This is a genomic window from Chromobacterium sp. Panama, from assembly GCF_003052555.1.
Classification (GTDB): domain Bacteria; phylum Pseudomonadota; class Gammaproteobacteria; order Burkholderiales; family Chromobacteriaceae; genus Chromobacterium.
The window spans coordinates 1,086,200-1,112,388 of the sequence record NZ_QARX01000001.1; the positions used below are offsets into that span (position 1 = coordinate 1,086,200).

At 72.7% G+C, this 26,189-nt stretch carries 7 protein-coding genes (1 of these 7 cut by a window edge); all 7 read left to right on the top strand.

Features of this window, described 5'->3' with window-relative positions; translation table 11 throughout:
- Positions 1–222: 222 nt before the first annotated feature.
- Complete coding sequence (locus DB032_RS05185; RefSeq protein WP_107798534.1) at positions 223–5,310, top strand: amino acid adenylation domain-containing protein; 5,088 nt, start codon at positions 223–225, stop codon at positions 5,308–5,310.
- Positions 5,310–9,977: an SDR family NAD(P)-dependent oxidoreductase gene (locus DB032_RS05190; protein WP_107798535.1), complete on the top strand. Its 4,668-nt coding sequence runs from the start codon at positions 5,310–5,312 to the stop codon at positions 9,975–9,977. Before DB032_RS05185 ends, DB032_RS05190 begins: the two co-directional genes overlap by 1 nt.
- Entirely contained in the window at positions 9,974–12,121 is a 2,148-nt protein-coding gene (locus DB032_RS24345) for a type I polyketide synthase (RefSeq protein WP_199225820.1), read from the top strand. The genes DB032_RS05190 and DB032_RS24345 overlap by 4 nt, the downstream gene beginning before the upstream one ends.
- Before the next feature lie 244 nt (positions 12,122–12,365).
- Positions 12,366–13,367, top strand: coding sequence for a beta-ketoacyl reductase (locus DB032_RS24350; RefSeq protein ID WP_255411669.1), 1,002 nt, complete (start codon positions 12,366–12,368; stop codon positions 13,365–13,367).
- A gap of 14 nt (positions 13,368–13,381) precedes the next feature.
- On the top strand, positions 13,382–22,354 hold the full coding sequence (locus tag DB032_RS05200) for a non-ribosomal peptide synthetase (protein ID WP_158274241.1): 8,973 nt from the start codon (positions 13,382–13,384) through the stop codon (positions 22,352–22,354).
- Positions 22,351–22,512: a hypothetical protein gene (locus DB032_RS24075; RefSeq protein ID WP_158274242.1), complete on the top strand. Its 162-nt coding sequence runs from the start codon at positions 22,351–22,353 to the stop codon at positions 22,510–22,512. Before DB032_RS05200 ends, DB032_RS24075 begins: the two co-directional genes overlap by 4 nt.
- On the top strand, positions 22,509–26,189 hold the 5' portion of the coding sequence (locus DB032_RS24545; protein WP_233246652.1) for a non-ribosomal peptide synthetase. It continues 51 nt past the right edge of the window; the window shows 3,681 of its 3,732 coding nt (coding positions 1–3,681); the start codon lies at positions 22,509–22,511; its stop codon lies beyond the right edge, outside the window. The genes DB032_RS24075 and DB032_RS24545 overlap by 4 nt, the downstream gene beginning before the upstream one ends.

Below are 26,189 nucleotides of genomic sequence, written 5' to 3' on the forward strand. Positions count from 1 at the left end.
ACAGCATGGCTGCTTCTTGAATGGGGCGGGCTACGGCCCGGCCTGTATTTAAGGTTCTCGCGATCGTCGCGGCATTCCGTCGCGGCTGAGCGCGTGACAGGGCGACGGCGCAAGCCGGCCCGATTAGGGCGACGCGACGACTCGAGCCATGCCATATGGGTGGATTCGATGGGCGCGCGCCCGGCATACCCGGAGCAGTTGTCGATACATGGAGGTCATGCAATGTATTCCTCATCCGATGTCGCATCTCGGCGGACGCCCGCCGCCGACAAGTTCGGCCCTCATCAAGCTTTTTCGCATCGCGAAGCGCCTAGCATCGCCCGGCAGTTGCTGTGGCGGGCGGAGGCGAGTCCCGAGCGTCTCGCCTACGCGTCGGCCGATCCGGAGAAAGCGCTCGCGCTAAGCTATGCGGCGCTGTGCGAACGCGCGTCCGGCATCGCCGCGCGTCTGGCGCAAGCGACCGAGGCCGGCGAGCGCGTGATGCTGGTCTATCAGGAACCGCTCGATTTCCTTCCGGCCTTCTTCGGCTGCTGCCTGGCCGGCGTGATCCCGGTGCCGGTGGCGCCGCGTCACGGCCGCGACACGATGGCGGCGATCGCTCAGGACTGCGGCGCCGCCATCGCGCTGAGCGCGGAGGCGCGGGACGCCTTGCCGGGCCTGCGCTGGATGCGCACCGACGAGGCCGAGCGCGCCGCGCCCTTTTTGCGGGCGGCGAAGGACGCCAGTCCGGCGCTGCTGCAGTACACCTCGGGTTCGACGCGCACGCCGCAGGGCGTGGTGGTCACGCAAACCGGGCTGTGGGCGACGATAGACGATCTTGACCGCGGCGCGATGCACGACGCGGACAGCGCGATGATCAGCTGGCTGCCGTACTTCCACGACATGGGCCTGGTGTACGGCATTCTCACCCCCTTGCAATGCGGCTTTCCCGCCTATCTGATGGCGCCGGAGAAATTCGTCGCCCAGCCCATGTCCTGGCTGCGCGCGATAGCCGCGCGGCGCGGCACCCACACCGCCGCGCCGAATTTCGCCTACGCCTTGTGCGCGGACCGCGCGGGCGATCTCGCGCCGGGCACCGATTTGTCGTCCTTGCGTTATGCGCTGAACGGCGCGGAGCCGGTGCGCTGCGACACGGTGCGCCGCTTCGAGGCGGCCTTCGCGCCGTTTGGGCTGCGTTCTTCGGTGGTGGTGCCGGGCTACGGCCTGGCCGAGGCGACCTTGAAGGTGACCGCCGGCCGTTGCGGCGAGGGCACGCGCGGCGTGCGCTTCGCGCGGGAGGCGCTGGCGCGCGGCCGCGTGTCGCCGCAGACGGACGGCGTCGAATTGGCGGCCTGCGGCGTCAGCCTGATCGATACGCGCGTCCGCATCGTGGACCCGGACACGCGCGCGCCGTGCGCGCCGGACGCCGTCGGCGAAATATGGGTGACCGGGAGCACGGTCGCCGACAGTTATTGGCGCCGCCCGGAGGAGTCGCGCGAGATCTTCGGCGCGCGGCTGGCCGACGGCGACAGCACATGGTTGAGAACCGGCGATCTGGGCTTTCTGCACGAGGGCGATCTGTTCGTCACCAGCCGCTTGAAGGATTTGATCATCGTCGGCGGCCGGAATGTCTACAGCCACGATCTGGAAGACACCGTGTCGGCCTGCCATCCGTCGATTCGGAAGGGGCGCGCCTTCGCCGCCGCCGTCGACGGCGAGGACGGCGAAGGGATTCTGATCGGCGCCGAGGTGCGCGGCGGCTGCGGGGAGGCGGAGGCCCGTGACATCCTGCCGGTGATTCGCGCGGCGCTGGCGCGGGAGCACGGCGTGGCGCCGGTGCGCATCGCGCTGCTGTGGCGCGGCAGCATCCTGCGCACCTCCAGCGGCAAGACCCGGCGCGGCGCCACCCGCGACGCGCTGCTGCGCGGCGAACTGCGCATCGTCGCCGACGACGCGGCCGAGGCGGCCGACGACGCGATTCTGGCCGAGATCGCGCGCTTCGTGCCCGGCGCGGCCGCGTCGCCCGACGCCAGGCTGATCGATCTGGGGCTGGATTCGCTGTCGGCCGCGCGGCTTGCCGCCGCCGCGCGCGCGCGTCATGGCGTGGAGTTGTCGTTCGCGGCGCTGTTCGCGCTCTCCGCCCGGCAACTGCGGCGCGAGATCGTCGACGCCCCGCGCCTGGACGCCGCGGCGCCGGCCGCGGCTCGCCGCTATGCGGCGGGGGAGGCGTTCGAACTGTCCGAGATGCAGCAGGCTTACTGGATAGGCCAGCAGGGCGGGGTGCCGCTGGGCAGCGTGTCCCCGCATATCCGCGTGGATTTCGAGATAGACGCCGCGCGCGCGCCGGAACTGGGCCGGCGCCTCGCGCGGCTGGTCGCCCGCCACCCGTCCTTGCGGATGACGGTGGGCGCGGACGGACGCGGCGCGTTCGACGCGCTGGCCTACGATCCCTTGCTGCCGCCGCAGGATTTGCGCGGGCTGGACGCGGCGGAGGCGGCGGAACGGCTGGAGGCGACGCGCGAGAGCCTGGCCGAGCGCGACGGCCCGCCCGTGCTCGCCGTCGTCTCCCGTCTGACCGAGAGCACGGCTATCCTGCACCTGCGGCTCAGCCTGCTGGCCGGCGATCTGCGCAGCTTCCTGCAACTGATGGCCGAGCTGGCGCGCGACGCGGCCGACGAGGCCCCCGCGCAATGCATCACGCCGATGACGCCGCCGGCGGCGACCGAGGCGCAGCGCGAGGCCTGGCTGCGCCGGGTCGAAGCCATCGCGCCGGCGCCGGAGTTGCCGATGAAGATGGCGCTGGCCGAGGTGGCCGAGCCGCGCTTCGCCAACCGCCGCCGGGAGCTGCCCGCCGCCTTGTCCGCGGCGCTGACGGCGCGGGCGCAGGCGCTCGGGGTCACGCTGACTTCGCTGTGCATCGCCGCCTTCGCCGACACGCTGCGGCTGTGGACGGCGGCGCACGCCTTCACGCTCAACGTGACTTGCAACACGCGGGCGGAGCAGGCGGGGCTGGCGATAGGCGATTACACCAGCAACACCTTGCTGTCGCTGAGCGAGCGTCACCCCTCGTTCGCCGCCTTCGCCCAAGCGGTGCAGCGGCAAGTGTGGGCCGATCTGGACGCGCCCTGGTGCTCCGGCGTGTCGATTCTGCGCGAGCTGAGCCGGCGCAACGGCGCGCCCGTGCTGATGCCGGTGGTGCTGACCAGTCTGCTGTCCGGCGACCCGGCGGACGATCTGGCCCTGCTGGACGGCGTCGGCCGCGTGGTCGACATGGCCAATCCCACGCCCCAGGTGTCGCTGCACGCCATCCTGGGCCGGCGCGGCGACAGGCTGGTGCTGATGTGGGAGTCCGTCGCGCAGCTGTTCCCCGACGGCATGGTGGACGCGATGTTCGAGGTCTTCCTCGGCGCGCTGGAAACGATGGCGACGGACGCCGCGGCCGTGGAGCGGCCGACGCTGGCCCGGCTCGCGCCGCAGCAGGCGGCGCGGCGCGCGGCGGTCAACGCCACCGCGGCGGAGCGCGCGCCGCGCAGGCTGGAAACCCCCATCGTCCAACAGGCGCGGATCGCGCCGGAGGCGGTGGCGGTCAGGCAGGGCGAGACGACGCTGAGCTACGGCGCGCTGCTGCGCGAGGCGGAAGACATCGCCGGTGCGCTGCGGCAAAGCGGCGTGGCGCGCGGCGAGGTGGTGGCGGCCATTGTCGCGCCGGGGCCGCGCGCGGTGGCGGCGCTGCTGGGCATTGTGATGGCGGGCGCGGTCTATCTGCCGATAGAGCCGTCTTGGCCGGCCGCGCGCATAGAAGAACTGCTCGGCGAGGCCGGCGCCCGTCTCGCGCTGCTGAGCGCGGCAGGCCCGGCGCTGCCGGTGCCCGCGCTGCGTCTGGACCAGCCGCTGCCGCGCGGCGACGCGGGTCCGGCCGCGGACCTCGAGGCCGGCGACGCGGCCTATGTGATCTTCACCTCAGGTTCCACCGGGCGGCCGAAGGGCGTGCTGATCGCGCACGAGGCCGCGGCGAACACCATAGACGACATCAACCAACGCTTCGCGGTCGGCCCGGCCGATCGCGCGCTGTGCGTGTCCTCGCTGGCCTTTGATTTGTCGGTCTACGACATCTTCGGCCTGCTCGCGGTCGGCGGCGAGGTGGTGTTCCCGGCCCGCTCGCGCGATCCGGACGCGATGGCCCAGGCGCTCAGCGACGGCGGGGTCACCATCTGGAATTCCGTGCCGGCCGTGCTGGAACTGATGCTGGAAGTGTCCGCGCCGCGTTCGCCGCATCTGCGCCTGGCGCTGATGAGCGGCGACTGGATCGCGCCCGGCCTGGCCGGGCGGCTGCGCGACGCGTTTCCGGCGCTGCGGCCGATCAGCCTGGGCGGGGCGACCGAGGTGTCGATCTGGTCGGTGGTGCATCCGATCGCGCCCGAGGACGCCGTGCTGGCGTCGATTCCCTACGGCCGGCCGCTGTCCAACCAGCAATGTTTCGTGCGCGCGCCCGACGGCCGGGAGCGGCCGGACGGCGTGGTGGGCGAATTGCTGCTGGGCGGCCGCGGCCTCGCGCTCGCCTATCTGGGCAACGAGGCGGAAACCGAGCGCCGCTTCTTCATCGACGCCGAGGGCCGGCGGCTCTACCGCACCGGCGATCTCGCGCGCTGGCAGCCGGACGGCGAGCTTGAACTGCTGGGACGGATGGATGGGCAGGTCAAGGTGCAGGGCTATCGGATCGAGCTGGGCGAGATCGAGGCGGCCGCGATGCGCGCCGGCTGCCTGGCGCGCGCCGTGGCCTCGGTGGCCCGGCGCAAGGACGCGACGGTGATCCAGCTGCACGTGGTGGCGCTGCCGGATCATCAAGGCGATGTGGTCGCGGCCGTGCGCACCCAGCTGGTGCTGCATCTGCCCGCCTATATGCAGCCGCATCACGTGATGGTGCTGGACGCCTTGCCGCTGACGGCGAACGGCAAGGTGGACCGCGCGCGTCTCGCCGAGCTGGCGGCCCCGGCTCCCGCGCCGGCGACGCCGGCCGCGGCGGCGCGGCGCGACGCTTCGCTGGAGGCCACGATGCTGGCCGCCTTCGCCGAAGTGGTCGGCGTCGAGATAGACCCGCGGCAGGGCTTCTTCGACGCGGGCGCCACCTCGATGCACATCGTGAGGCTGCGCGCGCTGCTGGCGTCGCGCGGCGTCGCGGTGCCCCCGCTGGTCGATTTCTTTTCGCTGGCCACGATACGGGCGCTCGCCGAGCGCGCCGATACGGGCGAGGCGGACCTTTCCCCAATGATGGACGTCGACGGCGCGCGCGCCTATCGACAGCGCGTACGCGCACGCAAGGAGGCTTTGTAATGACTGATGCAACACCCGTAGACGCCGTAGCGATCATCGGCGCGAGCTGCCGCCTGCCCGGCGTCAGCACCCTGGAACAGTTCTGGTCGATGATAGCCGACGGCCGGGTCGCGATCGAACGCTTCGGCGCGGACGCGGCGCGCCGCGAAGGCGTGCCGGAAACGGTGCTGGCCCAGCCCGGCTTCGTCGGCGCCGGCGGTCCGCTGGACGGCGTCGATCAATTCGACGCGGCCTATTTCGGCATTCCGCCGTCGCAGGCGGCGGCGATGGACCCGCAGCAGCGGATTTTCCTTGAATGCGTGCACGAGGCGCTGGAGCGCGCCGGTCACGGCGCGGCGCGCGGCGCGCGCGTCGGCGTCTGGGCCGGCTCGGCCAGCGTCGATTATCTCGTCGACCACGTGCGCGACCGGCTGGACCGCGCGTCGCCCAACCGCTATCTGCAGCAATGGGTGGGCGTGGACAAGGACTATCTGGCCACCCAGGTCGCCTACCGGCTCGATTTCGGCGGCCCGGCCATCAGCTTGCAGACCGCGTGCTCGACTTCCCTTGTCGCCGTGGTTCAGGCGATGCAGGGACTGCTGAGCTTCCAGTGCGACTTCGCGGTGGCGGGAGGCGTCAGCGTCGCCTTGCCGCAGCGGCAGGGCCATGTGTACGAGGAGGGCAGCATTCTGTCCGCGGACGGCGCCTGCCGTCCGTTCACCACGGACAGCAGCGGCACCGTCTTCGGCAACGGCGCGGGCGTGGTGGTGCTGCGCCGCCTGGAGGACGCGCTGGCCGACGGCGACCCCATCATGGCGGTGATTCGCGGCGGCGCGGTCAACAACGACGGCGCGGCCAAGGTGGGCTTCACCGCGCCCGGCGGGCGCGGGCAGCAGGACGTGATCCGCCAGGCGCTGGCGCTCAGCGAGGTGGACGGCGCGTCGATAGGCTATGTGGAGACGCACGGCACCGGCACGGCGATCGGCGACGAGGTGGAACTGGCGGCGCTGGGCGCGGCCCTGGGCCAGCGTTCCGGCGCCGACGCGCGCTGCGCGCTGGGCACGCTGAAGGCGAACGTCGGCCATCTGAACGCGGCGGCGGGCGCTTGCGGGCTGATCAAGGCCGCGCTGGCGGTGGAGCATGGGCGGATTCCGGCCGCCGTCGGCGCGGAACGCGCGATAGACGCGCTGCGCGGCGACGCCGGCTTCTACCTGCCGACGGAAACCGCGCCTTGGGACGCGCCGCAGCGGCGCGCCGGGGTCAGCTCCTTCGGCATCGGCGGCACCAACGCCCACGTGATCATAGAAGCGGCGCCGCCGCGCGCGCCGCGCACGCCGGACGTCGCGCCGCTCTTGCTGCTGTCGGCGCGCGGCGAAGCCTTGCCCGCGCTGTGTGCGGACTACGCGGACTTTCTCGACGGTCATCCCGAACTGAGGATAGAAGACGTTTGCCTGACGGCGGCGCTGGGGCGGCGGCATTGGGAGCAGCGCGCGGCGTTCCGCGCCGAATCCCGCGAGGCCTTGATCGCCGCGCTGCGCGCCTTCGTCGCCGGCGAGCCGAGTGCGGAGACGATCGCGGCGGAAGTGCCGGCGCGCGCGCCGGAGCTGAGCTTCGCCTTCGGCGGCGCCGAGGATCTGGACGCGGTATTGACCCGTGTGCAGTTGTGGCTGGCGAGCGGCGTCGTGCCGGCCAGCGTGTGCGCGACGGGGAGCGGGGTGTTCGCCGCGGCCTTCGCAGCGGGCGCGCTGAGTCTTGAGGATGCGCGGCAGCGCCGCGCGGAGCGCGCCGTCGCGCCGTCGCTATTGTGGATCAGCGCGGCCTCGGGCCTGCCGCTGGACAGCGCGGAGGCGGTGCGCGAGGAACTGGCCGGCGCGGGCACGGCGCCAGGCGCGGCGGACGCCGCCGAGGCGCTGGAAGCGGCCGGTGCGGAATGGGTGCTGGACTTCGGCGACACGGCGCTGGGCGCGGGCGCTGCCGGCATGGTTTCGCTCGATCCGGCCTCGCCGGACGCGCTGGCGCGGCTGTGGACCGCGGGCCTGACGCTGGAGCTGTCCCAGCATTACCGCGACGGCAACCGGGTGGCGCTGCCGACCTATCCCTTCCAGCGCCAGCGTCACTGGATAGACCGCGCGCCGCGCTTCCTGGCGGCGGGCGCGACGCCCTTCCTTGGACGGCGCACCGACGCGCCGGCCTTGGGCGCGACCTTCTTCGACGCCGAATGGAGCGTGGCCGTCTTGCCCTTCCTGCAGGATCACGTGATTTACGACAAGGTGGTGGTGTCCGGCGCGGCGCTCGCGGTGATGATGGCCGACGGCGCGCGCGCGCTCACCGGCTCGGACGGCTGCGTGCTGAGCGATCTGCGTTTCCCGGCCGCGCTGGTGATTCCGTCGGGCGCGGCGCGCAAGGTCCAGCTGCAATTGGTGCGCGACGGCGACGGTTTCGAAGCCACGGTGTTGACGCTGGAGTCCGCCGACGTCCACGCGACGGCCAGGGTGGACGCCGGCGAGGCGCCGGGCGCCGCGCCGTCGGAGCCGGTGCGCGGAGAAGCGATCTCCACCGAGCTGCTGGATAGCTGGCTGCGCGCGCGCAGCGTGGTGATGGGACCGACCTTCCGGCGTTTGTCGGACATCGTGGTCGGGGACGGCGACGCGTCTTGCGATATGCGGGACGACGCCGACGACGCCGGCTGGTTGCTGCACCCCGGGGTGCTGGATTCGGTGCTGCAACTGGTGGCCGCCGCCGCGCGGCCCGAGGGCAGCAAGGCTTTTGTGCCGACGCGCATCGCGCGGCTGGCGCTGCACGGGCGGACCGGCGCCGGGATGCGCTGTCACGCGTCGGCCGAGCGGGGGCAGGCCAGCCTGTTCGACGCCGGCAAGGTGCTGCTCGAAATGACCGGCCTGGAGTCGCGCGAGGTGACCCGCAATGAATTGCTGCGCGTCGAACCGCTGCGCGAGGGCTATGCGGTGGAATGGCGCGACGCGGCGGGCGGCGACGCCGCCGCGCTGCCGGCGACCATCGCCATCCTGAGCGACGCGGGGCAGGCGGCGGCCGGGCTGGCGGCGATGCTGCGCGACGAAGGCAAGGAGGCCGTCGTGGTGGCGGCGGTGAACGATATTCCCTTCGACAAGGCGGGCCTGATCGTCGATTGCCGCGGGCTGGAGGCGCGCGGCGACGCGCCGGCGCCGGTGGTTTACGCCGGGGCGCTGGAACTGTTCGCCACGGCCGCGCGGCGCGAGCGGCCTTGCCGCATCGCCTTGGCGCTGGCGCCGGACGCGCCGGCCTCGGCGCCGCTGCAGGCGCTGTCGCGCGCGGTGGCGATGGAAACGCCGCATCTGCAGACGCTGGCGCTGCACGCGGGCGACGCGCGGGCGATCCGCCGCGGCCTGGATTACTTCGAGCGCGAGACCGAAGTCGCGGTCAAGGGCGAGGCGGTCGCCGCGCCGCGCTTCGACGAGCGCGCGCTGCCGCTCAGAGCGGACCTCGCGCTCTCGGCGGACGCCACTTGGCTGATCACGGGCGGGCTGGGCGAACTCGGCCTGCGCGTCGCGGGCTGGCTCGCCGCGCTGGGCGCGCGCGCCTTGGTGCTGACCGGCCGCCGGCCGGCCGACGCCGCGGCCGAGGCGGCGCTGGCCGCGCTGCGCCGCGACGGCGTGGAGGTGAAGGTGTGGCAGGCCGACGTGGCGGCGGAGGCGGACGTCGACGCGCTGCTGGCCGAAATCGACGCGACCATGCCGCCGCTGCGCGGCGTCTGCCATCTGGCGGGCGTGGTGGAGGACTGCCTGGTCGGCGACGTCACGCCGGCCTCGCTGGCCGCCACCCTGGCCGGCAAGGCCCGCGGCGCCTGGCTGCTGCATGAGCGCACCCTGGCTTACCCGCTGGAACACTTCGTGCTGTTTTCCTCCGCCGCCGCCGCCTTCGGCGCGCCGGGGCAATCGACCTACGCCATGGCCAACGCCTACCTCGACGCGCTGGCCGCGCGCCGCCGCGCGCAAGGCTTGCCCGCGCTGTCCATCGCCTGGGGGCCGTGGCAGGACGTGGGCATGCTGGCCCGCTCCAGCGCCAACGCCAAGCGGCGGCTCGCGCAGCTGGGCATCGGCCAGATCGAGGCCGAATGCGGCCGCGCCACTTTCGAGATCGCGCTGGGGGCGGACCTGCCGGCCCACCTCGTGCTGCTGCCCATCGATTGGGGGCGCTTGATCGAGCAATGGCCGCCGCATGTGCCGGCCAGCCGCTTCGCCGGCATCGCCACCGCCCAGCCGGGCGCGGGTTCCACCTCCTCGGTCAGCGAGCTGCTGGCGCTGCCGGCGGAGGAAAGACGACATCGTCTGTTCCAATTGCTGGCCGAGGACGCCGCGCTGGTGACCGGCACGCCGCTGGCCTCGCTGGACCCCGAGCGCTCGCTGTTCGACTACGACCTGGACTCCTTGCTGATCACCGATCTGCGCGTGCTGCTGGAAAAGCGTTTCGGCCGCGCGATACCGACCACGGTGATTTTCTCGAATCCGACCATAGCCGCCTTGGCGGACCATCTGGCGCGGACGGTGTTCGGCATGGCCGAGGCGGAGGCGACGCCCGCCGCGCCCGCCGCCGAGCCCGACGCGCCGGCGGACGCCGCGATGTCGCAGGAGGAGATCGTGGAAATGCTGTCCGCGAAACTGAAGGAACTGAATAGAAAGGACGCGCGATGAGCCAGATCGACACGACCGCGCTGATGCGGAACGCGCTGCGCGAGATCGAACGCCTGCAACGCGAATTGGACGGCGCCGAACAGCGCCGGCACGCGCCCATCGCCGTGGTCGGCATGGGCTGCCGTTTCGCCGGCGTCGACTCGCCGGAGGCGCTGTGGCAGCGGCTGCTCGACGGCGCGGACGGCGTGAGCGAGGTGCCGGCCGAGCGTTGGGACGTCGAGCGCTACTTCGACGCCGACCCGGACGCGAGCGGCCGCATCTACTGCCGCACCGGCAGCTTTTTGGACGACATCGCCTCCTTCGACGCCGGCTTCTTCGGCATTTCGGCGCGCGAGGCGGCGATGCTGGATCCGCAGCAGCGCATGCTGCTCGAGGTGGCTTGGGAGGCGGTGGAGCGCGCCGGCATGACGGCGGCGGAACTGAAGGGCTCGGCCACCGGGGTGTTCGCCGGCGTCATGCATCAGGACTACGCGCACCGTTTCCGCCGGGCGGAGGAGGTCGACCTCTACACCGCCTCGGGCAACGCGCCCAGCGTGCTGGCGGGCCGCGTGTCGCACGCGCTCGGTCTGCACGGGCCGACGCTGACGATAGACACCGCGTGCTCGTCGTCGCTGGTCGCCGTGCACCTGGCGTGCAACGCGCTGCGCGCCGGCGAGTGCGACATCGCCATCGTCGGCGGCGTCAATGTGGTGCTGTCGCCGCTGTCCACCGCCGCCGAATGCCGGGCGCACATGTTGTCGCCCAGCGGCCGCTGCCGCTCCTTCGACGACGGCGCGGACGGCTTTGTGCGCGGCGAGGGCTGCGGCGTGGTGGTGCTGCAGCGGCTCGCCGACGCCGAAGCCGCCGGGCGCACCATAGACGCGCTGATCGCCGGCTCGGCGGTCAATCACGATGGCCGCAGCGCGGGCCTGACGGTGCCTAACGAGCACGCGCAGCGCGAGCTGGTGCGGGCGGCCTTGCGCGCCGCGCGCATCGACGCGTCGCAGGTGAATTATATCGAGGCGCACGGCACCGGCACCGCGCTGGGCGATCCGATAGAGGCGGCGGCGCTGGCCTCCGTGTTCGCCGGCCGCGGCCGCGAGGAGCGCGTGCTGCTGGGCTCGATCAAGAGCAATTTCGGCCATCTGGAAGGCGCGGCGGGGATTGCCGGGCTGATCAAGGCGGCGCTGACGGTGCGCCATGGCGTGGTGCCCGCCACCCTGCATGTGCGCACGCCCAACCGCGGCATCGACTGGGACACGCTGCCGCTGCGCCTCGCGCTCGGCGCGGAACGCATAGACGCCGGCGGCGCGCCCTGCGTCGCCGGGGTCAGCTCCTTCGGCTTCAGCGGCACCAATGCGCACGCGGTGCTGCTCGCGCCGCCGCGCGCGGCCGCCGGCGAAACGGCGGCCGGCGCGGACGAAGGCGCGCAATTGCTGGTCGTTTCCGCGAAATCCGACGCCTCGCTGCGCGGCAACGCGGCGCGGCTGGCCGCCCATCTGGCCGGGCTCGACGCCGCGGCGTGGGCGGCCGCCTGCCACGCTTCGCGGGCGGCGCGCTCGCATTTCCCGCATCGGCTCGCGCTGACGGCCGTCAGCGCGGAAGAGATGGCGCGCGAGCTGAGCCGCTTCGCGCGCGGCGAGGACGCCGCCGTTCACAGCGGCGTGTGCGGCGGGATGCCGCCCAGCCGCGACGCGTCGCCGGAGACGGCGGACGCGGGACGCGAACCGGCCGAGCGGCTGGACGCCTTGGCGCGGCGCTATGTGGCGGGCCTGCCGGTCGACTGGCCGGCGCCGGCCGGCGCCGGGCGCCGCGTCGCGCGGCTGCCGAGCTACGCATTTGACCGCCAGCCTTACTGGGTGGACGAAGGGCGGGCGCAGGCGGAGTCGCCGCTGTACCGCATCGCCTGGCAGCCGCTGCCGGCCCCGGCCGGCGCGCGCCGCTCGGGCGAGCGCATCGTCGCCGGCGATCCGGCCTTGTGCGCGGAAGTGGCGCGCCGGAAGTGGCGCGCGCGCTGGAAGCCGCCGGCGAACGCTGCGCGATTGCGCCCGCCGAGATCGACGCCGTCCGCCGCGCGGGCGACGCCGGCCTGGTGCTCGCCTTCGACCGCGCGGCCGGAGACGAGGACGCGCTGGCGGCCGTCGCGCGCCGCGGCGCCTTGTTGAGCGCGCTGGCGCGAGAGCGCGCCGCGACGCCGTCGGCGGCGCCGATCACGGTTGTCACGCGCGGCGGGGCGGCCACCGGGCCGGCGGAGGAGCTCGATCCCGTCCTCGCCGCCTTGAGCGCGGCCGTGCGCGTCGCGCGGCGGGAACAGGGCCGGAGCTGGCGCGGCACGATAGATATCGACGGCTCGCCGGCGTCCTTCGACGCGCTGGCGGCCTTGCTCGCCGATGAAGCCGCCGAGGAGCAATTGGCGGTGCGCGGCGCCACCGTGCTGGCGCCGCGGCGCAGGCCGCTTGCGCCCGTCTGCGCGGCGACGGCGTCGAGGTCCGCGTGGCGGCCGCCGACGTCGCCGACGAGGCTGCCTTGCGCGGGGCGCTCGCCGCGGCCGGCCGGCCGATACGCGGCGTCGCGCACTGCGCGGGCATTGTGCGCGACGCGACGCTGGACGCGCTGGACGCCGCGGCCTTCGCCGAGACCCTGCGCGCCAAGGTGGGCGGCGCGGTCTTGCTGGACCGGCTGACCGAGGCCGAGCCGCTGGACTTCTTCCTGTTGTATTCGTCCATCTCCGCGGCGGTCGGCCGTCACGGCCAGGCCGCCTACGCCGCCGCCAACGGCTATCTCGACGCGCTGGCGCAGCGGCGGCGCTTGCGCGCGCGGCCGGCGCTGTCCATAGGCTGGGGATCGTGGGCGGCCGGCATGGGCGCGGCCGACGCGAAGACGGCGGAACGGATTCGCGCCGGCGGCCTGAACCCGCTGAGCGAGGGCGAGGCCTTCGCCGCGCTGGAGCGGGCGTTCACCGGCGAGCCGCATCTGGTGGTGGCCGCGATCGATCTTGCGCGGATCGCGGCGCAGCCCGATCTGCCGCCGCTGATCGAAGGCCTGGTCGGCCGCGCGCCGGCGGCGAATGCGCGGACCCTGTCTTTCGACCAACTGCGCGGCCGTCCCGCCGGCGAGCGCCGCGCGCGGGTCGCCGATTATCTGGACGCGGAACTGCGCGCGGTGCTGTCCAGCCCGGCCGCCTTGCCGCGTCAGACTTCGCTGCTGGATCTGGGCGTGGACTCGCTGACCGGCGCGGAACTGCGCAACGCGCTTGAGCGCGCGCTGGGGGTGTCCGTCGCGATCTCGCACCTGATCGACGGCTCCTCGCTGGACGAGCTGATCGACCAGGTGATGGCGCAACTGGAGCGCAAGCTGGTGACGGAACAACATTCGGCCGCGGGCGCCGACACGGAGGAAATCACGCTATGACCATGGCACGGCTCATGACCGATCTTGCCGACGCGGGCGTCACGCTGCATCGTCGCGGCGACCAGCTTCAGGTACAGGCGCCGCAGGGCGCGCTCGACGCCGCGCTGGTCGCGCGGCTGCGCGAGGCCAAGGAGGCGCTGCTGAGCGTGCTCGACGACGAAGGCGCGCGCGCCGCGCCGCTGGCGCCGGCGCTGCCGGGCGAGGCCGGCGACGCGGCGGCGCTGTCGCCGGGGCAGGCCCGTCTGGTCGCGGCGACGCGGCTGGGCGATCCGGCGATGTACAACGAACAGGCGGCGATCGAACTCGCGGACGCAGTCGACGAGGAGGCCGTCGCCCGCGCCTTCGCGGCGCTCGCGCGCCGGCACGACATCCTGCGCACCGTCTTCAGCGACGGCGAGCCGGAACTGCAGCGGGTGCTGCCCGAGCCGCTCGTCGCCTTGCAAGCGTGGGCGGTGGACGGCGACGACGCCTTGCGCGCGCGCGCCGCGGAACTGGCGCGACAGCCCTTCGCCGCCGGCGCGCCGATGTGGCGCGTCGATCTGTTCTCGACGCCCGAGCGCGCCGCGGTGCTGGTGCTGACCATCCATCACGCCATCTTCGACCGCTGGTCGATGAGCGTGCTGATCCGCGATTTCAGCGCCTATCTCGCGTCGCCGGACGCGGCCGAGCCCTCGGCGCCCCGCCTCAGTTATCGAGACTATGCCGCCTGGCAGCGCCGCTGGATGGCGTCGCCGGACTACGCCGCGCAACTGGACGCCTGGACGGAGGCGCTGGCGGAGGTGGACGAGGTGCCGGCGATACGCGGCGACCGCGCGCGTCCGCCGGCGCTGAGCGGGCGCGGCGGCACCGAGCGCTTCGAGATTCCGGCCGCGTGCATGGACGCGGCGGCCGCGTTCTCCCGCGGCCATAACACCACGCTGTTCACCACCTTGTTCAGCGCCTTCGCGCTGCTGCAGCAGCGTTACACCGGCGAAGCGCGCGGGCTGACGCTGACGCCGGCGGCCAACCGGCCCTTCCAGGCGGCGGAGGACATCGCCGGCTACTTCGTCAACCTGGTGGCGCTGGCCACCGAGGTGGGCGAGGGCGACAGCTTCGGCGCGCTGGTGGACCGGGTCCGCGACGCCAGCGCGCAGGCCTTCGCGCGCCAGGGCGTGCCGCTGGACGCCATCGTGGAGCGGCTGCGCGCGCGCGGCGGCCCACGGCACGAGCAACTGGCGCAGACCGTGTTCGCCTTCCAGAACGTCCGCCTGCCGGCGGTGCGCACCGCGAGCGGCGCGGCCGTGCCCTTCGATCTGGACAGCCCGTTCGCGCGCTTCGATCTTTATCTGTCGATCGAGGGCGACGAGCGCGGCACTTTCGCGGTGTGGCAGTACAACACCGATCTGTACGACGCGGCCACCATCCGTCAGCTGGGCGAACATTATCTGGCGTTGCTGCGCGCGGCGCTGGCCGCGCCGGACGCGGACGCGCGCGGCTTGCCCATCCTATCCGAGGCCGAAGAAGCGCGCCTGCGCGGATGGGGGCGGCATGAGCGCCCGTATCGGGCGGACGCCGCGATCGACGCGTTGTTCCGCGAATGCGCGGCCGCCCATCCCGGACGCGTCGCGCTGGAACAGGGCGGCGAGCGCTGGACTTACGCGGAGCTCGATCAGTGGTCGGACCGCGCGGCCGGCGCGCTGCGCGCGGCCGGCGTCGAGGCGGGCGCGGTGGTGGGCGTCGCGGGCGAGCGCTCGCCGCGGCTGCTGGCCGCCTTCCTCGCGGCGCTGAAGGCCGGCGCCGCCTATCTGCCGCTGGATCCGACTTATCCGGCCGCGCGCCTGAGCACGATGACGACCGACGCCGCGCCGGCCTTGATGATCGTCGCCGACGGTCTGGACGCCGGCTGGCTCGGCGATTACGCCGGACCGGTGCTGAGCCTGGCCGACTGCGAGGCCGGCGACGCGCGGCCCGTGTCGTCCGCGGCGCGGCGCGCGGAGGACCTGGCTTATGTGATGTACACCTCGGGCTCCACCGGCCGGCCCAAGGGCGTGGCGGTGCCGCATCGCGCGGTGGTCCGGCTCGCCGTCGGCGGCGGCTACGCGCGCTTGGACGCGTCGACGGTGATGCTGCAGCAATCGCCGCTGGGCTTCGACGCCTCGACCTTCGAAATCTGGGGCTGCTGGCTGAACGGCGGGCGGCTGGTGCTGGCCGAGCCCGGCATGCCCTTCCTGGACGCGGCGTCGCGCGACGGCGTCACCACGATGTGGCTGACCGCCGACCTGTTCCGCATGATGGTGGAAGAGGAGCCGGCCGCGCTCGGCGGCCTGCGCGAACTGCTGACCGGCGGCGACGCGCTGCCGGTGGCGAGCTGCCGCGCCTTTCTCGAGGCCTGCCCGGGCGTCGCGCTGATCAACGGTTACGGCCCGACGGAAAACACCACCTTCACCTGCAGCCATCGGGTGACGGCCGGCGATGTGAAACGCGGCTCGATTCCGATTGGGCGGCCGATAGGCAATACCGAGGTGCGCGTGGTCGACGCCGGCGGCCGGCTGGTGCCGGTCGGCGTGCCCGGCGAATTGTGGGCGGGCGGCGACGGACTCGCGCTCGGCTATCTGGGGCGCGCCGACTTGACGGCGGAACGCTTCGTCGCAGCGCCGCCGCCGGACGGCGGGCGCTGGTATCGCACCGGCGACCGCGTGCGCTGGCGGCGCGACGGGACGCTGGAGTTCCTGGGCCGAGTGGATGAGCAGATCAAGCTGCGCGGCTACCGGATCGAGCTGGGCGAGATCGAGGCGACGCTGGGCCATCACCCCGGCTTGAGCGGCTGCGCCGTCGCGCTGCGGCGCAGCGCCGCGGACGAGAAGCAATTGGTCGGCTATCTGGTGGCGCGGCAAGATTCGGCCGAAGCCGCGGACGCGGCGGCGGTGCAGGCATGGCTGGAGACGCGGCTGCCGGGCTATATGGTGCCGCGCGCCTGGGTGTGGCTGGACGCCTTGCCGCAGTCCGCCAACGGCAAGGTGGACCGCAAGCGCCTGCCGGAGCCGCAGATCGAGGCGGGCGCGGCGGCGGCGGAGAATGCGGCCGAGGCGGCGCTGGTGGAGATCTGGCAAGGCCTGCTGGGGCTGGAGCGCGTGGGGGTGAGAGACAACTTCTTCGCGCTGGGCGGCGACTCCATTCTGAGCATACAGATGGCGTCGCGGGCGGCGGAGCGGGGCTTGCGCATCAGCCCGCAGCAAGTGTTCCGCTATCCGACCATCGCCGAACTGGCGGCGGAAAGCGGCGCGGCGGAAGAGACCGGCGCGCCGGCGGAGCAGGGCGAGGTGAGGGGCGAAGTGAGGCCCGGCCCGATCCAGGCCTGGTATCTGGATTGGCCGGGCACGGACTGGCAACAGTTCAGCCAGGGGGCTTATCTGGGCCTGAGCGGTCCGCTCGACGCCGAAGCGCTGATCGGCGCGCTGCAGGCGGTGGCGCAGCGGCACGACGCGCTGCGGATAGGCTGGCGGCGGGACGGCGAGCGCTGGATTCAGGAAAGCGGCGCCGGCGCGCCGGCGGAAGTGAAGATAGCGGACCTGCGCGGCCTGGCCGACGCCGAGGCCGCGCTGGAGCGCGACGCGGCCGAACTGCAAACCGGTCTGCGCCTGGACGGCGCCAGCCTGTGGGCGGCGCGGCTGTACCGGCTGGAGCAAGGCTGGCGCCTGCTGTGGCTGGCGCATCACGCCTCGGTGGACGGGGTGTCGTGGCGGATTCTGCTGGAAGACCTGTGGAGGGCCTATGCGGCGCTGAGCCGGGGCGAGGCGATGTCGTGGCCGGCCAAGACGGTGTCGTACCAGGCGTGGTCGCAGCGGCTGTGGGCCTGGGCGGACAGCTTGCCGGAATCGACGCTGGACTACTGGCGGGAGATGGACGCGCCGGGCATGACCCTGCCCGGCGTCGGCGCGGGCGAAGACACGGTGGCGGCGGAATCGCGGGTGTCGCTGCAGTGGGACGCGGCGACGACCGAACGCTGGCTGCGGCAGGCGGGCGAGGCCTACCGGATGCGTCCGGAGGAATTGCTGCTGGCCGCGCTGGCGCGGGCCTTGCGCCAATGGACGGGCGCGGAGGAATGCGTGCTGGACCTGGAAGGCCACGGCCGCGACGGGCTGGCGGGCGTGGACGTGTCGCGCACCGTGGGCTGGTTCACCAGCTTGTATCCGCTGCGGCTGCCGCTGAGCGGCGACTTGCCGCGGGACCTGAAGTCGGTGAAGGAGCGGATGCGCGGCGTGCCGGACAGCGGCATCGCCTACCAGGCGCTGCGTTACGGCGGCCGTGGATCGGAGCTGGGCGGCCATGCGCGCACGGTGTGCTTCAACTACCTGGGCCAATGGCGGCTGGAAGAAGGCGGCGCGCCGGGGGCGGCTTGGCTGGGCGAGCCGCCGGGCGGCGCGCGCTCGGGCGGGATGAGGCGGCGCTACGCGCTGGACGTGGTGGCGCAGGTGCACGAAGGACGGCTGCGGGTGGACTGGCTGTACAACGCGGCGCCGGACGCGATGACGGCGCTGGAGGAGCACTTCCGCGCCGAGCTGGACGCGGTGCTGACGCACTGCCTGTCGCCGCAGTCGGGCGGCTTGACGCCGTCGGACCTGCCGCTCGCTCAACTGGAGCAGAGCGATATCGACGCGATCGAGCGCGAGCATCCCGGGCTGGAGGCCTTGTACGGCGTCACGCCGTTGCAGCAGGGCATTCTGTTTCACTCCATCGCGGACGAGGACGCGCCGCTCTATATAGAACAACTGCACTGGAAAATGAGCGGCGTCTTCGACGCGGAACGCTTCCGTCAAGCCTGGTTCGACGTCGCGGCGGCGCACGCCGCGCTGCGCACCACCTTCCGCTGGAGGCAGTTGCAGAGCCCGGTCCAAATCGTCCATCCCCGTCTGGACCCGGACTGGGACACGCTGGATTGGCGCGCGCTGTCCGCCGAGGCCTGCGTCAGCCGCTTCGACGCGCTGCGCGAACTGGACCGTCAACGCGGCTTCGATCTGGAACGCGGGCCCTTGCTGCGCGGCACCCTGATCCGCGAACCCGGCGACGCCTGGCGTTTCCTGTGGAGCTACCACCACGCGGTGGTCGACGGCTGGTCGGTGCCCTTGATCCTGAAGCAGGTGATCGGCCGCTACGCCGAGCTGGGCGCCGGCGACGCCGCTCCGCTGCCGGGCAGCCGTTTTCTGCCCTTCGTCAATTGGCTGGCGGCGCGGGACGAGAGCGAGCAGGCCGCGTACTGGCAACAGGTGCTGGCCGGCATAGAAGAGCCCACGCCGATAGGCTTCGCCGCGCCGGCGCGCGGCGCGCAAGCGCGGGGCCAGGGCCGGCGCGCCTTCGTGTTCGACGCGGGGCTGAACGAGCAGGTCGACCGCGCCGCGCGGCGGGCCGGCGTCACCCGCGCCAGCCTGCTGACCGGCGCCTGGGCGCTGACCCTGGGCTACGCCGGCGGCGGGCGCGAGGTGGTGTTCGGCACCACGCTGTCCGGCCGGCCGGCGACGCTGCCGGGCGTCGAGCGGATGGTGGGGCTGTTCATCAACACGGTGCCGGTGCGCGTCGGCATCGACGACGACGCGCGCGTGTCGCAATGGCTGCAGCAACTGCATGGACAGCAGAGCGAACGGGCCAGACTGGGCGCCGCCTCGCTGACCGACATCCGGCGCTGGGCGGGCTATGAGGGCGGCGAGCTCTTGAGCAGCCTGTTCGTGGTGGAAAACTATCCGGTGGACCGCCAACTGGCCCGAGGCGACGCCGGTTTCGACGTCAGCGAGTTCGCGGCGGCCGAGACGCGCACCAATTATCCGCTGGTCGGTCAACTGATCCCGGGCGAGGAGACCGTGCTCTATGTCGATTTCGACGCCTCGCGCTACGACGAGGAGGGCATAGGCCGGCTGGGCGCGAGCTTCCTGCATCTGCTGGCCCAGCTCGCCGCGCAGCCGGACGCGCGGCTGGGCGATCTGAGCCTGGTCGACGACGACGAGGCGCGCCGGCTGATTCACGACTGGAACGCGACGCCGCCGGTCGGCGACGGCTATCTGCTGCACGCCGGCATAGAGCGGCACGCCGAGCTGACGCCGCTGGCGCCGGCGATCATAGGCGTGGACGAGGCGATGAACTACCGCGAACTGGCCGACGAGACGCTGCGCGTCGCCAGGGCGGTGGCGGCGGCGGGCGCGCGGCGCGAACCGGTGGCGGTGCTGCTGCCGAGGAGCGCGCGCGCGGTCGCCGCCTACTCGGGCGTGATGCGCGCCGGCTGCGCCTATGTGCCGGCCGATCCGGCGATGCCGCCGGGACGCTTGCGCGATCTGCTGGCCACGGTCGGCCATGTGCTGACGACGCGTGAGCATCTGCCGCTGCTGGACGGCGTCGCGGCGCGCGCGATCCTGATCGACGAAACGCCGCCGGCCGAGGTCGCGCTGCCGGAGGCGGCGCCCGACGATCTGGCCTATGTGATGTTCACCTCGGGCTCCACCGGCAAGCCCAAGGGCGTGATGATCAGCCACCGCGCGGCCGCGCTGACGATGGAAGTCTTCCTGCGCCGTTATGAGATCGGCGCGTCCGACCGCTTGATGTGCGTGTCGGCGGCGGGCTTCGACCTGTCGGTATTCGATTTCTTCGGCGCGTTCGCGGCGGGCGCCGCCGTCTTGCTGGCGCCGGAGTCGTCGACGATCGCGCCGGCGGCGTGGCTGGATCTGATGGCGCGCGAGGGGGCGACGGTTTGGGAGTCCGTGCCGGCGGTGATGGAGCTGCTGTTGCTGGAATGCCGGCAGAGCGGGCGCGCGCTGCCGCCCTCGCTGAAGCTGGCGATGTTGAGCGGCGACCGCGTGCCGGTGGGGCTGCCCGCGCAGATCCGCGCGGCGGCGACGTCCGATCCAGAGGTGCTGGCGCTGGGCGGCGCCACCGAGGCGGCCATCTGGTCGTGCTGGTACGACACGCGGGGACTGGCGGCCGACGCCGCCTTCGTGCCCTATGGCCGCCATCTGCCGGGGCAGCGGCTCTATGTGCTGTCTTCCTCGCTGCAGGCGGTGCCGGTGGGCGTGCCGGGCGATCTGTGGATCGCCGGCGCGGGCGTGGCGCTGGGTTATCTGGGCCAGCCGGATCTCACTGCTTACCGCTTTGTCGACAATCCCTTTGTGCCGGGCGAACGGATGTACCGGACCGGCGACCGCGCGCGCGCGCTTGCCGACGGCAATCTGGAATTCCTGGGCCGAGTGGACGATCAGGTCAAGATCGGCGGCTTCCGGATCGAGATCGGCGAAATCGAGGCCGCGCTGGCGGCGGCGCCGGGCGTGGAGCGCGGCGTGGCCTCGGTGGTCGAGCGCGACGGGCGGCGGATCATCGCCGGCTATGTGCTGTTGCTGCCGGGCGCGAGCCTGGATTCCGCCGCGATTCGCGACACGCTGGCGCGGCGGCTGCCGCCATACATGCTGCCGGCGTCGATCATGGCGCTGGACAGCGTGCCGCTGAGCGCCAACGGCAAGGTGGACCGCAAGCGTCTGCCGGAGCCGCAGATCGAGGCGGGCGCGGCGGCGGCGGAGAACGCGGCCGAGGCGGCGCTGGTGGAGATCTGGCAAGGCCTGTTGGGGCTGGAACGCGTGGGGGTGAGAGACAACTTCTTCGCGCTGGGCGGCGACTCCATCCTGAGCATACAGATGGCGTCGCGGGCGGCGGAGCGGGGCTTGCGCATCAGCCCGCAGCAAGTGTTCCGCTATCCGACCATCGCCGAACTGGCGGCGGAAAGCGGCGCGGCGGAAGAGACCGGCGCGCCGGCGGAGCAGGGCGAGGTGAGGGGCGAAGTGAGGCCCGGCCCGATCCAGGCCTGGTATCTGGATTGGCCGGGCACGGACTGGCAACAGTTCAGCCAGGGGGCTTATCTGGGCCTGAGCGGTCCGCTCGACGCCGAAGCGCTGATCGGCGCGCTGCAGGCGGTGGCGCAGCGGCACGACGCGCTGCGGATAGGCTGGCGGCGGGACGGCGAGCGCTGGATTCAGGAAAGCGGCGCCGGCGCGCCGGCGGAAGTGAAGATAGCGGACCTGCGCGGCCTGGCCGACGCCGAGGCCGCGCTGGAGCGCGACGCGGCCGAACTGCAAACCGGTCTGCGCCTGGACGGCGCCAGCCTGTGGGCGGCGCGGCTGTACCGGCTGGAGCAAGGCTGGCGCCTGCTGTGGCTGGCGCATCACGCCTCGGTGGACGGGGTGTCGTGGCGGATTCTGCTGGAAGACCTGTGGAGGGCCTATGCGGCGCTGAGCCGGGGCGAGGCGATGTCGTGGCCGGCCAAGACGGTGTCGTACCAGGCGTGGTCGCAGCGGCTGTGGGCCTGGGCGGACAGCTTGCCGGAATCGACGCTGGACTACTGGCGGGAGATGGACGCGCCGGGCATGACCCTGCCCGGCGTCGGCGCGGGCGAAGACACGGTGGCGGCGGAATCGCGGGTGTCGCTGCAGTGGGACGCGGCGACGACCGAACGCTGGCTGCGGCAGGCGGGCGAGGCCTACCGGATGCGTCCGGAGGAATTGCTGCTGGCCGCGCTGGCGCGGGCCTTGCGCCAATGGACGGGCGCGGAGGAATGCGTGCTGGACCTGGAAGGCCACGGCCGCGACGGGCTGGCGGGCGTGGACGTGTCGCGCACCGTGGGCTGGTTCACCAGCTTGTATCCGCTGCGGCTGCCGCTGAGCGGCGACTTGCCGCGGGACCTGAAGTCGGTGAAGGAGCGGATGCGCGGCGTGCCGGACAGCGGCATCGCCTACCAGGCGCTGCGTTACGGCGGCCGTGGATCGGAGCTGGGCGGCCATGCGCGCACGGTGTGCTTCAACTACCTGGGCCAATGGCGGCTGGAAGAAGGCGGCGCGCCGGGGGCGGCTTGGCTGGGCGAGCCGCCGGGCGGCGCGCGCTCGGGCGGGATGAGGCGGCGCTACGCGCTGGACGTGGTGGCGCAGGTGCACGAAGGACGGCTGCGGGTGGACTGGCTGTACAACGCGGCGCGGACGCGATGACGGCGCTGGCGGAGCGCTTCCGCGCTGAGCTGGACGCGGTGCTGGCGCACTGCCTGTCGCCGCAGTCGGGCGGCCTGACGCCGTCGGACCTGCCGCTCGCCCATCTTGACCAGAACGATATCGACGAAGTGTTACAGCTACTGAACGAACAGCCATGAACAAAACATTATCAAACGCCGCGCAGCAAGCCGGCTCGAAAGTCGAGACCATGCTGCCGTTGACGCCGACGCAGCAGGGCCTGCTGTTTCATACGCTGAAAGCGCCGGAGTCCGGCGTCTATTACGAACAGGTCGCTTGCGCCTTCCAGGTCGCGCTAGACGCGGCCGATTACCGGCGCGCGCTGGAAGCGGTGATCGCGCGCCACGGCGTGCTGCGCACCGGCTTTCTGTGGGACGGGCCGTCCAAGCCGGTGCAGGTGGTCTTCCGCGACGTCGAACTGCCGTGGGTGGAGGAGGACTGGCGGGCTTTCGATCCCGAGGAGCAGCGGCGCCGTCTCGCCGCCTACCGGGACGCGGACCGGCGTCCGGGCTTTCACCTGAGCCGCGCGCCGCTGATGCGCTGCGCCTTGTTCCGCACCGGCGAAGAACGCTATGAGTTCGTGTGGAGCTATCACCATCTGCTGCTGGACGGCTGGTCGGTGCAGATCGTGCTGGGCGAAGCGCTCGCCTGCTACGACGCCTACCGGCGCGGGGCCGATCCGGCCTTGCCGCCGCCCCAGCCCTACAGCGCTTTTCTGCGCTGGCTGGACCAGCAGGACGGCGCGGCGGCCGAAGCCTTCTGGCGCGAGCGGCTGGGCGATGTGCGCGCGGCCACGCCCTTGCCGCTGGCCGAGGAGGCGGGCCCGGAACGCGCGTCCGGCCACGGTCTGCTGGAACGCGAGCTGGACCCGCGGACGAGCGAGGGCCTGCAGCGGCTGGCGCGCGCCTGCGAGCTGACGCAGAGCACGGTGATCCAGGCCGCCTGGGCCTTGCTGCTGGCGCGAGCGAGCGGCCGCGACGACGTGGTGTTCGGCACCACCGTGTCCGGCCGGCCGGCCGCGCTGCGCGGGGTCGAGCAGATGGTGGGGCTCTTCGTCAACGCGCTGCCGACGCGCGCGACCGTGGACGCCGCGCAGACGCTGGGCGACTGGCTCAGACAGCTGCATCGCCGGCATGTGGACGCCGAAGCCTACGCCTATACGCCGCTGCACGCGATTCCGGGCTGGAGCGGCGTGGCTCCGGGCGCGCCCTTGTTCGAGAGCCTGGTGGTGTTCGAGAACTATCCGGCGCGCGCGGACGCGACGTGCTATCGGGAACGGCTGGGCGTCGGCGACGTCGAGGTGGTGGAACAGACCAACTATCCGCTGACCGTGGTCGCGATTCCCGGCGAGCGTCTGCGCTTGCGCCTGCATTACGATCGCCAGCGCGTGTCGGAGGCGTCGGCGGAGCGGATCGTCGCGATGCTGGCGCGGCTGCTGGAGCAGTTCGAACGCGGCGGCGCCGCGCTGCGCATCGGCGCGGCGTCGCTGCTGGGCGCGGAGGCGGGCGGCGCGCTGGTCGCGGGCTGGAACGCGGCGGCCCGGCGCGCGGACGAGACGGCGCGCCAGTGCCTGCATCGCCGTTTTGAGGCGCAGGCGCGCGCGCGCCCCGACGCCGTCGCGCTGCAATGCGAGGGCGAGGCGCTGACTTACGCCGAACTGGATCGCCGCGCCAACCGGCTGGCCTGGCGGCTGGACGCCGCCGGCGTGCGCGGCGACACGCCGGTTGCGCTGGCGTTCGGGCGCGGCGTGGACAGCATCGTCGCGATACTGGCGGTGTTGAAGGCGGGCGCCTTCTATGTGCCGCTCGATCTCGACCATCCGCCGGAACGTCTCGCCTGGATACTGGAGGATATCGGCGCCGGCGCGCTGATCTGCGGCGAGGAGGCGCGCGAGCGCTTCGGGGACTTCGGCGGGGTTCTGATCGGGATGGGGGATGCGGCGGAGTCCGGCGAGCGCGAAGACGCGCCGCCGCCGCGCGACACTTCGCCCGCCGACCTGTGCTACGTGATCTACACCTCGGGCTCGACCGGACAGCCCAAGGGCGTGTGCGTGGAGCACCGCAATGTGGACCATCTGTTCGCGGCGACGCGCCGGAGCTACGGCATCGGACCATCGGACGTGTGGACCCTGTTCCATTCCTACGCCTTCGACTTCTCGGTATGGGAAATCTGGGGCGCCCTGCTGCACGGCGGGCGGCTGGAAATCGTGCCTTACCGCTGCTCGCGCACGCCGGAGGCGTTTCTCGCGCTGCTGGAGCGCGAGGGCGTCACGATGCTGAGCCAGACTCCCAGCGCCTTCAAGCAGCTGCTGCGCGCGCTGGGCGACGCGCGGCGCCCCTTGCCGGCCGGCTTGCGCCATGTGTTCTTCGGCGGCGAGGCGCTGATTCCCAGCCAGTTCGCCGCCTGCCTGGGCGAGGAGAGCGGTGTCGCGCTGGTCAATCTCTACGGCATCACCGAAACCACGGTGCACGTGACCGAGCGCGTGCTGGGCGCGGGCGACGCGCTCTCCTCGCGCAGCCCGGTGGGCCGGCCCTTGCCCGGCTACCGTATCTACCTGCTCGACGCCGCCGGGCATCCGGTGCCGCCGGGCGTGCCGGGCGAGATTTACGTGGGCGGGGAGGGCGTGGCGCGCGGTTATCACAAGCGTCCCGAGCTCGACCGCGAACGCTTCATCGCCGACCCCTTCCTGCCCGGCGCGCGGCTTTACCGCAGCGGGGACCTCGGGCGCTGGGACGCGGACGGCGAGCTGGACTATCTGGGCCGCATCGACGAGCAGGTCAAGATCCGCGGCTTCCGCATCGAACTGGGCGAGGTGGAGGCGGCGCTGGCCCGGCACCCGGACGTCGCCGCCGCGGCGGTGATGGTGGACGAGGCGAGCATAGACGGCCACGCGCAGCTGGCGGGTTTCGCGGCGCCGCGCGAGGGCGCGTCGCTCTCTCCCGCCGCGCTGCGGGACTGGCTGGCGCAGCGCCTGCCGCCGCACGCGATTCCGGCGCGCCTGATCGAGGTGGACGCGATCCCGCTGACCCCTAACGGCAAGCTCGATCGCCGCCGGCTGGCCGACGCGCTGGCGGGGGACGGCGATGCGGCGCGTCCGCACGTCGCGCCGCGCGATGCGGTGGAACAGGCGCTGGTCGGCGTGTTCGAATCCGTGCTCAAGCGCTCGCCGGTCGGCGTCACTGACAACTTCTTCGAGCTGGGCGGGGACTCCATCCTGAGCATCCAGATCCTGTCGGCCGCGCACAAGGTCGGCATCGACTTCACGCTGGACGAGCTGATGCGCTCGCTGACCATAGCAAGCCTGGCGCCGCAGGTCCGGCGCACGGATTCGCCGCCGCCGGCCGCGAGCGCGCCGCCGCCTCCGCCGCCGCTGGACGCGGCCTATGAGGACGCGTATCCGCTCAGCGCGATGCAGATGGCGATGCTGGCCAACGAGATGCGGCACGGCCAGGACTCCGCCTATCACAACGTCAACGATCAGCGGCTGGCCCTGCCCTTCGACGCGGCCGCGCTCGAGGCGGCGTTGCGCGGCGCCTTCGAACGCCATCCGGCGCTGCGCACCGCCTTCGATCTGGCCGCCGACGAGGAGCCGCTGCAGTACGTGCACCGCCAAGTGCCCTTGCCGCTGGCGGTCAGCGACTGGCGAGGCCTGGACGCGGCGCGGCAGGACGCGCGGATTCTGGATTGGCGCGAGGCCGAGCGGCGCCGGCGCTTCGACGTCGAGCATCCGCCGCTGATCCGCTTCGCCGTGCATCGCCTGAGCGAGGAGGAGATGCATATCGGCGTGACCAAGCACCACGCGATTCTGGACGGCTGG

Bases quoted from the DNA above. Each gene is read 5' to 3' on its own strand.
- DB032_RS24075 (WP_158274242.1), top strand. From the start codon at position 22,351: ATGACGGCGCTGGCGGAGCGCTTCCGCGCTGAGCTGGACGCGGTGCTG.
- DB032_RS05190 (WP_107798535.1), top strand. From the start codon at position 5,310: ATGACTGATGCAACACCCGTAGACGCCGTAGCGATCATCGGCGCGAGC.
- DB032_RS05200 (WP_158274241.1), top strand. From the start codon at position 13,382: ATGACCGATCTTGCCGACGCGGGCGTCACGCTGCATCGTCGCGGCGAC.
- DB032_RS24345 (WP_199225820.1), top strand. From the start codon at position 9,974: ATGAGCCAGATCGACACGACCGCGCTGATGCGGAACGCGCTGCGCGAG.
- DB032_RS05185 (WP_107798534.1), top strand. From the start codon at position 223: ATGTATTCCTCATCCGATGTCGCATCTCGGCGGACGCCCGCCGCCGAC.